The 12,082-nt window shown below is 40.7% G+C and carries 11 protein-coding genes and 1 pseudogene; 3 read left to right on the top strand and 9 right to left on the bottom strand.

Features of this window, described 5'->3' with window-relative positions; genetic code table 11:
* Nucleotides 1-102: 102 nt before the first annotated feature.
* Nucleotides 103-1,101, bottom strand: coding sequence for an SDR family oxidoreductase (locus RMX89_RS04610; RefSeq protein WP_322672493.1), 999 nt, complete (start codon nucleotides 1,099-1,101; stop codon nucleotides 103-105).
* Between the two features lie 281 nt (nucleotides 1,102-1,382).
* Nucleotides 1,383-1,487, bottom strand: a complete 105-nt coding sequence (locus RMX89_RS04605) for a PetM family cytochrome b6-f complex subunit 7 (protein ID WP_094344256.1) — start codon at nucleotides 1,485-1,487, stop codon at nucleotides 1,383-1,385.
* A 205-nt stretch (nucleotides 1,488-1,692) separates the two neighbouring features.
* On the opposite strand from RMX89_RS04605, the gene pdxA reads away from it, so the two are divergent.
* Complete coding sequence (pdxA, locus tag RMX89_RS04600) at nucleotides 1,693-2,826, top strand: 4-hydroxythreonine-4-phosphate dehydrogenase PdxA (RefSeq protein ID WP_322688091.1); 1,134 nt, start codon at nucleotides 1,693-1,695, stop codon at nucleotides 2,824-2,826.
* 193 nt (nucleotides 2,827-3,019) lie between these two features.
* On the opposite strand, the gene RMX89_RS04595 is transcribed toward pdxA, so the two are convergent.
* Complete coding sequence (locus RMX89_RS04595) at nucleotides 3,020-3,727, bottom strand: response regulator transcription factor (RefSeq protein WP_322672491.1); 708 nt, start codon at nucleotides 3,725-3,727, stop codon at nucleotides 3,020-3,022.
* Between the two features lie 36 nt (nucleotides 3,728-3,763).
* Between RMX89_RS04595 and RMX89_RS04590 the strand changes: the two genes are divergently transcribed.
* Nucleotides 3,764-3,901: a hypothetical protein gene (locus RMX89_RS04590; protein ID WP_322672490.1), complete on the top strand. Its 138-nt coding sequence runs from the start codon at nucleotides 3,764-3,766 to the stop codon at nucleotides 3,899-3,901.
* A 1,084-nt stretch (nucleotides 3,902-4,985) separates the two neighbouring features.
* Nucleotides 4,986-5,432, top strand: a pseudogene (locus tag RMX89_RS04585) (rhodanese-like domain-containing protein); the annotation flags it as partial.
* Between the two features lie 577 nt (nucleotides 5,433-6,009).
* Here the strand turns inward: RMX89_RS04585 and RMX89_RS04580 are convergent.
* The 6 genes from RMX89_RS04580 to trpB form a co-directional block, all read right to left on the bottom strand.
* On the bottom strand, nucleotides 6,010-6,639 hold the full coding sequence (locus tag RMX89_RS04580) for a ribonuclease H-like domain-containing protein (protein WP_322672489.1): 630 nt from the start codon (nucleotides 6,637-6,639) through the stop codon (nucleotides 6,010-6,012).
* 89 nt (nucleotides 6,640-6,728) lie between these two features.
* Nucleotides 6,729-7,277, bottom strand: a complete 549-nt coding sequence (locus RMX89_RS04575) for a CAP domain-containing protein (RefSeq protein WP_322672488.1) — start codon at nucleotides 7,275-7,277, stop codon at nucleotides 6,729-6,731.
* A gap of 627 nt (nucleotides 7,278-7,904) precedes the next feature.
* A complete protein-coding gene (locus RMX89_RS04570; protein WP_322688090.1) occupies nucleotides 7,905-8,435 on the bottom strand; it encodes a CAP domain-containing protein in 531 nt (176 codons plus the stop codon).
* A 434-nt stretch (nucleotides 8,436-8,869) separates the two neighbouring features.
* Nucleotides 8,870-9,151, bottom strand: coding sequence for a hypothetical protein (locus tag RMX89_RS04565; protein WP_322672486.1), 282 nt, complete (start codon nucleotides 9,149-9,151; stop codon nucleotides 8,870-8,872).
* Nucleotides 9,152-9,286: 135 nt separating this feature from the next.
* Nucleotides 9,287-10,444 (bottom strand): class I SAM-dependent methyltransferase, encoded by a 1,158-nt coding sequence (locus RMX89_RS04560; protein ID WP_322688089.1) that lies wholly within the window; start codon nucleotides 10,442-10,444, stop codon nucleotides 9,287-9,289.
* Nucleotides 10,445-10,475: 31 nt separating this feature from the next.
* On the bottom strand, nucleotides 10,476-11,711 hold the full coding sequence (trpB, locus tag RMX89_RS04555) for a tryptophan synthase subunit beta (RefSeq protein ID WP_322688088.1): 1,236 nt from the start codon (nucleotides 11,709-11,711) through the stop codon (nucleotides 10,476-10,478).
* Between the last annotated feature and the right edge of the window lie 371 nt (nucleotides 11,712-12,082).

Here is a 12,082-nt window from a genome sequence, read left to right as displayed (position 1 = left end):
TCTGTATTATGTAATCGTTACACATTTTGGTCATGTAGTCATTAATCTAGAGTCAAAGATCCAGAGTCTAGGGTTTTACGACTAATGTCTGTTTCGTAATGACTATTGACTATTAGCTTTTGAAGACTGTTTAAAAGGAGTTTTTTTAGGTTTTTGCTTTTTATTTTTATTTTTCTGGTAGTCTACTTCTTTGAGTTTCTTCATTATTCGGCTGAAGTACTCTTGGAGATAACTTTCTAGGGTTGTGGTTTGTTGCGGATCTAAACCAAACACTGTGTATACTTCATCCATTGAAGCATTTAACTGTTTACCACTAGCCAATACTTCTGTAAACGCCAGCCTGTCTGCTACATTCCATCCCCACTGAAAGAACCGCATTATGCCCCGTACAGCACGCAGTAAGTTTATTGGCATCCGCGTTACTCTGGCATCTTTTCCAGATAAGCGTTCGCACAGGTTGATAATTTCTTCTGCACTCCATGCACGAGTACCGACTACAGGAAAAGCTTGGTTTTCTGTTTCTGGTACACTCAATGCTCGGATTGCAAACTTAGCAATGTCCTGAGTGTCCATATAGGCGATGGGAGAAGAATTACCTGTTACCCAAACTGGCTGTCCTTCCAGAATGGGAATCCCATACTGACCAATTAAACCTTGCATAAACCCAGCTAGCCGCAAGATGGTATAGTTCAACCCTGACTCAGCCAAGAATAGTTCTGTACACCGCTTAATTTCCATTAGCGGCACTTCTGGGTATTTATCAGCATCTAAAATTGAAAAGAAGATAAAACGCTCGACACCCGCGGCTTTTGCTGCTTGAATCAATGCTACTTTGCCTTCCCAGTCCACTTGTTTGATACTTAGTGAATCTGTAGGGCGAGAGGTTGAGGCATCAATAACTTGGGTTACACCAACTAAAGCTTCCGCTAGGGTATCGGGGTAACGTAAATTTCCAGGGACGAGTTCTGCTCCCCATTCTTTAAGGAAAGCTGCTTTTTTACTGCTGCGGACAAGACAGCGTACTTTATATCCCTCATCGATAGCACGACGAGCCACTTGTCTTCCTAAGGTGCCAGTGGCACCGACGATTAATAAAGTCATCAGGGTTGTAATAAATTTTAATGTTTTATGAAAAGAATGTTATCAGAATAACCTATGCAAACAAAAGTTTACATCTTTTCTCAGAAAATCAATTTATTTGGATGGACTCATGAAAAAATAGCTGTCCGATTAACGGACAAGCTTTTTTCTCATTTCGATGAAAAAGGGAGTAGGGAGTAGGGAATGGGGAGAATAATAACTCTTGTACAGACGCGATTAATCGCGTCTCTACTTCTAACTCAGCACGGGCTAAACCTTAGCTTTCCGCTAACAGCACTCAATTATTCTTCTGTGCCTTGAATTTTCAGTAACAACGCGCCTAAGCCCCAGCCTACGAAGATTAAACCGAAAGACAATAGAGCTGCATTCAAAATTTCGCCGCCCATTAGTGTGATTCTCCTTATGCAAATTGGTGTGTAAACTAGGTCTACCAGAAGCTTTTCAACAGTTGCTAGGATTAGACCTGTGTAAACAATTTTAAACTAGTTTAGCAGCTAATCCTTACTAGCTTGGGGGGTAATCCCCATTCTTGGTAGAAGGGAAAATGGGTAAATTGGAACATTTTGATGATAATAATTATGAAGAATTTTTATGTATCAAAATAATCAAGGTGATTTAATAAATTTTGTGAAAAAGAATCGTCCGCGTTTGGCGCTGACGCTCGGAGATCCGGCGGGAATTGGGCCGGAGGTGATTTTGAAAGCTTTAGCCGATCCAGAAATTCGTCAAAAATATGACGTTACAGTAGTGGGTAACGGAGATTTGCTGGCACAGATTTATTACAAACTGAATTTAACTGAGAATTTAGTAGCTTTGGCAAATCCAGATGAGTTGTCAGTCAGCGATGTGCAGTTGGATGGAAAAATTAAAGATCGAATTATTTCAGGAATAGGTAATGCAGCCAGTGGTGCGGCTAGTTTTGCGTATATGGAATATGCGATCGCTCAAACACTGGCTGGTAAATTTGATGGTATTGTCACAGGGCCGATCGCTAAATCTGCTTGGAAGGCCGCAGGATATAATTATCCAGGGCAAACAGAACTTTTGGCACAAAAATCAAGTGTTGACCGTTTTGGGATGTTATTTGTAGCGCGATCGCCTCATACTAATTGGACACTCCGCGCCTTACTTGCAACCACACATATCCCCCTACGTCAAGTAGCCGATGTATTGACACCGCAGTTGTTGACACAAAAACTGGATTTGCTGGTGGAGTGTTTAGAGAAAGATTTTGGTATATATAGAGGGAGAATTGCGATCGCCGGTTTGAATCCCCACAGTGGCGAACAGGGACAACTTGGACACGAAGAACAAGATTGGTTAATTCCCTGGTTGGAGCAAGAGCGTCAAAATCGACCGCAATTGCAGTTAGATGGGCCGATACCGCCAGATACAATGTGGGTTAAACCTGGTCAAGCTTGGTATGGAAATTCTTTAGTACAAAATCCTGCTGATGGCTACTTGGCACTTTACCACGACCAAGGCTTAATTCCTGTAAAGCTAATGGCGTTCGATCGGGCAGTTAATACTTCTATAGGTCTTCCTTTCGTTCGCACTTCACCCGATCATGGAACAGCGTTTGATATTGCGGGTAGGGGAATTGCTGATGCTACGAGTATGAAAGCAGCAATACATTTAGCCGCTGAGTTAATTAGTCAAAGATTGGCTAAGAAAAATATAGCACAAGCCAACGTGGTTAGGACATTAACAGATGATAAAACTTAGACACAACAAGACTTTTCACCCAATCCCCAGTCACCAGTCCCCAGTCCCTTGCTATAATAAATAATCTTTAAGTGCAGCTTTGCTTAAAATCTTCAAGACACGACCAAATCAGTTCTGAATATGGTTCAGTTAAGCATTTCTTTTTTATTTCAGTGTTATTTGCACTTTTGTGGTAGCCATAAAAACTAGTATTCTAGTCGGGTGCTTCAAACTTATAACCATAGCCTCGCACAGTTTTGATAAACTCCGGTATGCTGGGGTCGACTTCCATCTTTTTGCGAAGTTGACCAATATGTACATCAACTACCCGGCCATCTCCTACATAGTCGCAACCCCAGATTTTTTGGATTAGCTGTGGACGACTCCAAGCTTGATTAGGATGACTTGCCAAAAAATGTAAGATATTAAATTCTAGTGCTGTTAAGGGAAGAGTTTTATCGTTAAGTGTTACCTCGCGACCCTCTGGATTAATTACTAGCTGCTTGAAAACGATACGTTGTGTTGGGGAGGGATTGATGTAGCGTATCCGCCTCAAAAGAGCTTCTACTCTAACTTCAACTTCTGCAAGACTAAATGGTTTAGTCATGAAATCATCAGCACCTGCGCTTAAGATTTTAATTTTATCAGCCTCGTCAGTCCTACTAGTTAGTATCAGCACTAAAACATTAGTACGACTCTGCATTTCTTGGCAAAGGCTATAACCAGTAACATCCGGCAAATTCCAATCCAGAATTACTAAAGCTGGGTTGAATTGCTCAAACAATGATAAAGCAGTCCTACCATCTGCTGCCGACTCTATTTGATATTTCCGACTTAAAAAACGATAGACAAGATTTCGGACGCCGAAGTCGTCATCAACGATCAGAATTTTGGGAGTAGTAGTAGCAGTAACCATAACCATAATGCTATCTATTTGTAGATTGGGCGATTTGCTGTTGTGCCAGCTTTACGTGTTTCTGTTGAGTACCACCGCTACTGTAGTACTTGTGTACATTTAATTTTCCATGAAGCCGATCGCAACCTCAGCCACGATAGTGCCAATAAAATTTATAATTATGGCATGATTTTTGCATAATTTTGAATTTGTATTGTATAATGTTAGATTTTTACGTTTGGAATAAGTGTAATTAAAAACTATCTCCGTAACCACAAATAGTCAAATGACACATCCAGAAGCGACGGTAATTGCTACAAATTTAAAAGAGTAACGCACTCCCTGGTTAATTAGGTCTCTACAAAGGCTGAGAAACTAACTTATCAGCCAATCTAGATTCTCAACTCTTACTTACTCGACTGTACTATAACCAATAGGTATGTTCTCTTGAAGAAGGTCTACGAAAATCTACCCTGGTGCATTTACATGTAGCTGCCCTCTTAAGCATATACTATACTACAAGTTTCAGCCTGAGCTATGACAAAAAGACTGAAAGCATCACCAGAAGGTATATAGGGCGTCAAAACCAGCTTTAACAGACAAAAACAATAGCAACAAGAATTGCTCTAGCAATATTATGATGTCAATAACTTGCTAGGAGCTTGTTTCAATAGTACTGCTGACAGCAGAATTAAGAAGTAAAAACCCTTTGTATTTGGGTAAGTATCTAGGCAGAAATAAATTTAAAGTTTGTAGTAAGGACTTTAGTCCTAATAATCCTTGCTCTGAGCAATAAATTGCTCACTACAAACTAGGAGTTTATTTTATATTTAATTATGTCTACCTATTTAACAGATTTAACTTATGTACCTCACAAACTTCTAATCTGCTGTATATAACTCTACAAGTTTGGCAGGAAATGAGGAGAGATGATTATTAGCGATCGCTGTTAGTAAAAAGGTATCAATTACTATTTTATTGCTAAATATTTTTTATTTAAAACTAATATTTTATCAATTGATGAGGAATTCAGTAAAATCTCAAATATCTAAATAACTAAAATATCAAAAAAAGATAAACTTCAAATATATTAAATTAGATTTAAAGAAAATATTGTCTCTTTATACTCTCAAAGGGCATTATTTACAATTGATTAATTGGTTGATTTTCGGAAAAATACTCGTCTATCTGAGGAGAGAGTTTGAAAATATTCATACCAGAGAAAGATCAATTGAATATCTTCAGTTCGCTAAATTACTATTAACATCGTCAACAAGGAAAAATTATGGTTAATAACTTAGTAGGCGGCATCATTCCTCCACAACCACCAATAGAAGCACAAACTGATGCTCATATCCTAAAGAGTCGTCTGGAATGGGGCGAACCAGCTTTTACAATCCTGGATGTGCGCGATCGCGCTACCTTCAACGAAGGTCACATCATGGGGGCAATGCCAATGCCAGCAGATGAATTGGTAGAGCGTGCAGTAGCTTCTTTAGATAAGAGCCGTGACATTTACCTTTACGGTGATAATGAACAAGACACTGCCCAAGCCGCACAACAACTGCGTTCTAATGGATTTGAGCATGTCTCCCAACTCAAAGGTGGTCTTGGCGCATGGAAGGCGATCGGCGGCCCAACAGAAGGTATTGTTGAATCAAAAACTGCCGCAGGTGCAGATGAGTACAATGTTGTAGATCGGCTAAAAAACCACGAAGAAAATCTGCAAAAGGGCGGTACTAGCGTCACGGATTCCATTAAACAGGGAGCAAGTAACCTTAAGGAAGGCATTCAAGAAGGAGCAAGTAACCTTAAGGAAGGCATTCAAGAGCAAGCAAGTAACCTCAAGGAAGGCGCTCAAGAGCAAGCAAGTAAGCTCAAGGAAGGCGCTCAAGAGCAAGCAAGTAAGCTCAAGGAAGGCGCTCAAGAGCAAGCAAGTAACCTCAAGGAAGGCATTAGTGAATCTACTTCTAGAGACAGCAATGATTCCAATGTTGGCTCTTAGGTAAAAAATACAGCAGAATTCAGAATTCGGGAGCAAAGCCAAAGACGCTCCGCCAAGGCGTCAGAATCCAAAAGTAAAAGAGGCTTTATATATACCTGGCTTTGAGACTAACCTTTGTGTATTCCACTAACTTGAAATCTGCTGTAATTTAGTATAAGGGTTTGTAGTAAGCACTTTAGTGCCTGGGAAAAAATAACGACTTTAGTACTTACTACGAACCTGCTTATCTATCAATTTCAACTTGACATATAACTAGTAGGAATTGACGATCAATAAAAATTTCTTGTCACTATTCCCTATTCAATTAGTGTTCAAATAGATCCTTGAATTGCAATAAATCTAAGGAAACTATAGTTGGTAGAAACTCAAAACATTCTTGAGCAATTTGCCAACGTTCTTCTCGTTTCAGCATTTGTATTAACTTCTGCTGCACACTAAGTAAATAGCGTACATCGTTGGCAGCATAGCTTAGTTGAGCTTCAGATAAGCTAACGGCGTTACCCCAATCAGAACTTTGAGAGCTTTTATCTAGTTCCACTTGTTCTAACTCTTGTACCACGTCTTTGAGTCCGTGGCGATTTGTGTAAGTACGGGCTAATTTACTGGCAATTTTAGTGCAAAAAATTGGCCGTACCTGAATACCCAAATTGGCTCGCAAAGTGGCCAAGTCAAATCTAGCAAAGTGAAACACTTTCACGACATTGACTGCTTCCAAGAGTTTTTTTAAGTTGGGGGCGTCAGCTTGTCCTTTAGCTATGCGGATTGCAGTTACTTTCCCTTCAAGATTGCACAGCTGGACGAGACACAAGCGATCGCGCAACGGCAGCAATCCCATCGTTTCTGTATCAACTGCGATCGCTGTAGATTCTAAATACTCGCTAAGGGCTGCGTCACTGAGATCGCGATCGCTCACCTGAAAATCTAGTAATGTCATCAATTGTTCAAAAATAATAGCAGTGTCCAGCAGAAAAAAGTCTTGTCAGACACTACATTATTATTGTGCAAAAAAATCAAAAATTAAATCTACCTAGTGCGAAAAAACATCTGTGTTAGGTAGACTTCCCCTTGATTATTAGTAGCAACGCCAATTCCAGTCAAGTTGTAATTTCCTTTAAGATTCTTTAGGTGTCCGGGACTTTTGATCCAACCAGTAACAGCTTCCTCTACGGGGTTGCTATATCCCCGGTTAAAAGCAACATTTTCTGCTGCACTGTTGTAGCGAATCGGAATAGCTTTGACTCGCCCTTCAAATCCCTGATGGCTAAATGGGGTTTTACCTTTAGCCATATTTTGACTATGAATTCTTGCCTGTCGAGTTAAATTTGCATTTAAAGTCAACTTTGGCAGCCCTTTAGAAGCCCGATATCGATTAATTTGGTCAAATACTGATTTTTCTAGCTCAGTAGTTTTAAAAGTAGGAGTCGATATTGCAACTTGACTAGAAAAAAGCGACAACAGCTTATTACGGGTGGATGTATTCGTAGAAGTATGATTTGGTATCGGAGCAGTCGTTAATCCACTAGCAAGGACAAGCGCACTTAAAGCGATGCCAAAAGCAGTTTGTCGGAACATGGAGAATTGCGTAATGTGTAGAGATATAAGACTTCTACTCTACCCTATTGTTCCAAGGATATATACCACAATACTATTAAGTAATGATGAATTTCGGCAATTTGGCTACATCCTTTACAAGTAACACAAACAATAATTTCCAATTGTCAGTACTTCAATAGGTCAGCTTCATGAAAATCATGGTTAATTTGGCTAATAATTTCAGATTTTCATGAATTATCTAGCAAAAGCTTTACTAACAGGTTAAAGTCTGGGGAATTTACGAAAAAACCTAAACTTTACCAAATCTAACGCTATGTACAATTTTTACTCAAACCTAATCTCCTTGCCTAACAATCAGAAATAGGTAAAATTCAAAGCCTCTCTCTTTTTGCAGGCTATCCATTAGTCACATCTTTCTTTACAATCTTGACACACTCGGTGTGTGGCATACTTGACAAGTTAGCTCTTAATCTTCTCGCTAAAAGTAGGTTTTTATTGAGAATTAACGACGAACGAATCAGGGTTATAAAAAACGTGAGTGAATACTCTCATAAATTTTGAAAAAGATCCGGGTAATGGATAGCTCTTTGCAGGAGAGAGGAATGGAAGTTAGGTCAAACTATTAAGTTGCACATCGCGTCCAACCTATTGGCGAATGAACATTTGTGTGAAGTAGATTGCGCCTTGACTGTTTTTAGCAACACCAATCCCCGTCAGATTATAATTACCTCTGATATTAGCAAGATGCCCTGGACTTTTGAGCCAGCCTTGAACAGCCATTGTGGCAGGATCGCCATATCCCTGGTTGTAAGCGACATTTTCAGCAGCCGATCTGTAAGAAACACCGGTTGCATTAAGACGTTGTGAAAATCCATTATGTCCAAAGGGAACAGTACCATTAGCCATGTTCTTACTGTGAAGCCTAACTTGATTATCCATAGCAGAGTTACGAGTTAGCGCTGGTAGCCCTTGGGAAACTCTGTAGTTATTGATTTGGTTAAAAATCGACTGTTCTAGAGCAGCAATGTCCGTACTAGATGCTGCAATCTGATTAGTATTATTCGATACGTTTGAAGTCACAGGCGTACAAGTTGGATTTGTTACAGAAGTAGCGATCGCTCCACTACTGAGAGCAAGAGTGCCTAAAACAACGCTGTAAACTATTTGTTTGATCATTTGTTTTCAGTAAAGTTTTAGACAATGTAACCAATGAATATCAATGTGACAAATTGCTTATAAGTCTAAATTGCTTTAATTGTGGGCTTTTTTGCTCAAAAACTACTAGCAAACGTTTAACTGCATGATTTGACGCAAAATTAGTGCTATTTAATCAATATTTGTCTTCTACCATTAGTATGATTATTTTTAATCAAGATTCCGCATTTAAACTGTTATCTAGTGTAATTACTAGAGTTTTTTGAATTTATTAGTTCTAGATTATGCTTATTCATCTTCATAAATTCAGCTATTTTACTGTACCTAAGTATATTAAATAGCTGATTTATGTGACAAAAACAGTAAAAACCGATTGTGGCAGTTGAATATGCGGAATGTCGCATAAAAAATGGCTGGATTTATTCAGCCATTTTTCTACGTAATTTTAACTAGCTTTATTTCAAGGTTTCTACCTCTTCCTGTATCACACGCAACACTCGTGCAATATATTCTGCACGCCACTGTTCCCGTTCCTTGGTTACTTTGACATCCGGCTCATAAGCTTCAATTTCACTAGTCGATAAAATACCTTTCACCTCTAGCAACCGTTCGATGGTGTCTAGCCGCTCATGCAGCACGGACACCTCACCAGTCAAGGCCATGACGATCGCTAACAATTTATCAGTTTGCGGATTTTCTAAGTAAACAGGTCGTTTACCCTTGGCTATTTTTGTCATCCTGATACCAACTCTCCAAAAATAAGACTAGACATACAAAATGAGGAAAGCCAGAAAAAATCTGACTTTCCCAATTACAAATTATTGTCTTCGTAGCAGGCCATAGCCTATTACGAATTACAAAATTTTCTCTGCTTACTTAGTTGCAGCAACCACAAACCACGTGCCTTGGGTGGCTGAGTTACGATTTTGAAACATACCATTAGTTTCTTTTGCTTTCCATGCCCCATTCGGGACAAATTTCTCGAATGTCTTATCTGCTGCAAAACCAGCCTCAGTAACTAGCGGCACCAAATCTAAATCGCGTACAGCACTCCAGAAAGGTTCGTTGTTGTTAGCGGTTTCCCAATCATAAATAAACTGTGTATAAACATCCATGTGACGATAAAGGGGTGCTTCTAGATGAATCATCATGCCACCAGGAGCCAGTAGACGATAAGACTCTTGCATAACTTTACGCACAGATGACGGAGGGATTTCATGCAGCAAAATGTGAGAAACCACTAAATCAAATGATTCATCAGGGAAGTTAGTATGTTCGGCATTTTGCTGAGAAAAGTGTACCCGTTTTCCCAAGGCTTCGGCTCTTGCATGAGCATAACGCAGTATAGATGCGCCTATATCTATAGCATGGACTTCTGCATCTGGGAAACCATCGACATAAGGTAATGTGCTATTGCCAATAGAACATCCCATATCGAGGATTTTTCTCGGTCGAAAGTTGGGAAACTCTGCTAAAAGGTAGTTTTGGACTAAAGATAGCCCCATATCATCGTTGAGCGGCCCCAACCAACCTAGTCCATAAACGTAAGCGCCGCGATCGTAGGTTGCACCGGCTGCGACATCATCAGCAGTGAATTCACTGTGATATCCTCCGGGCATACAGTGAATGTCTACAGCCTTTTGATAAGCAGGTATTTGAAAATTTGGGTCGAGGGTTAAAGTACCCAGTTCACCACCCTTATTTTTGGCACGCTCAATCAACTCAGGCAGTTCTCTGTCAACGTTGGCATTTACAGCATCCCATAACATTTCCTGGTTGATGCGCTTCAGGGCACTAGTCCAGCGATAGTAGGGTTCGTGCTGCATTACTTCCCGAATTTCATAACGATTTTCGGGAGGGCGCTGATGTTCTTGTTCAAACTTCGGCTTGGCTAGTTTTTCATAAATTTCTTTATTACCAGGAGTGACATTCTTGAAAATGTGCATTTTCATAGTTTGCACAAAGTTTTGGCGTGCCAACTCGTCGTGAGTAGGTTGCGGTAACATTGGGTGTTGGAATTGTTGAGCCATGATTGCTTCCTCCCAAAAATTTGAGCTATATTTACGCTGGATATAATAATTTGGCTACCGTTTGTACATCTTTGTCACCACGTCCAGAGCAGTTAATTACAATCCGAGGACTGCCGGTTAGTTGAGGACAGAGAGTTTCGAGATAAGCGATCGCATGGGCTGTTTCTAATGCCGGGATAATTCCTTCCAATTTCGCTAATCGCTGGAATGCCGCCAAAGCCTCGGCATCCGTCACGCTATAGTATTCAGCGCGACCAATATCTTTCAAATAACTATGTTCTGGCCCCACACCGGGATAATCTAACCCCGCACTAATTGAGTGTGCCTCAATGATTTGCCCATCTTCATCTTGCAGCAGGTAGCTCATTGCTCCGTGCAATACACCAACTCGTCCTTTTGTCAAGGTTGCGGCGTGTTTTTCGGTATTGACACCTTCGCCGGCTGCCTCAACCCCAATGAAGCGTACAGAAGACTCATTAATAAACTCATAAAATAGTCCCATCGCATTGGAACCACCACCCACACAAGCCAAGAGAATATCAGGTAATCCACCCCACTTTTCGATTGCTTGAGCGCGAGTTTCTTCGCCGATTATTGCATGGAAATCACGTACCATCATCGGGTAAGGATGAGGCCCTGCTACCGAACCCAGAATGTAGTGAGTTGTTTCTACATTTGTCACCCAATCGCGGATTGCTTCAGAAGTAGCATCCTTCAAAGTTCCGGTTCCCGCCTCCACCGGACGCACTTCTGCCCCCATCAACCGCATTCTAAACACATTTAAAGCTTGGCGTTCCATGTCCTGAACGCCCATGTAAATTATGCATTCCAGCCCAAAACGAGCGCAAACTGTAGCTGTAGCCACTCCATGTTGTCCAGCACCCGTTTCGGCAATAATCCGTTGCTTACCCATGCGTTTAGCCAACAATACTTGACCAACAGCATTATTGATTTTGTGAGCGCCAGTATGATTTAAATCTTCACGTTTCAAGTAAATTTGTGGCCCGGTGCGATCGGGTCTAGCATAATGAGCAGTCAGGCGTTCAGCAAAATACAATGGTGTCGCACGTCCTACATAGTCTCGTAACAACTGCTGTAGTTCTGCTTGAAAACCAGGGTCATTGCGGTATTGCTGATAAGCTGTTTCTAGTTCAGCAAGCGCAGGCATGAGCGTTTCAGGTACATACTTACCGCCAAAGCGTCCGAAGCGGCCGAGTGTATCTGGAACCTGAGCAGTTGAACTTGGAGATAGGGGAGTGGTAGTCACAGGCTGTTTTTGATGACGGGAATCACTTAATTATAGAAAAGTCTGAAGCATATCTGGGGAATGGGGAATTGGGAATAGGAGAATAATAGTCCTAAAGACTTAGCTTGGTGAAGCTTTGCTTATAGCGTTTCTCGCTTGGATGCAATACAGTTTGACCTCACTTCCATTCCTCTCTCCTAAAAGGAGAGAGGCTTTGAATCTTACTCCCCAACGCTAGTAGGGAAGGGGCTGGGGGTTAGGTCTGTATTTCATACAATTGAGAACCGCTATATTCTCATGCAGAAGATGGGAACGAGAGTAATGCCATTGTTTCGACTAACAATGGCATTGCAGGTCAAAGAACTTGTGAGTAAACTGTAGTTTTCTTCCTG

It is taken from the genome of Nostoc sp. DedSLP04, from assembly GCF_034530775.1.
GTDB lineage: Bacteria > Cyanobacteriota > Cyanobacteriia > Cyanobacteriales > Nostocaceae > Nostoc.
Note: the sequence above shows the minus strand (reverse complement) of the source record. Positions and strands in the feature narration are given on the sequence as shown.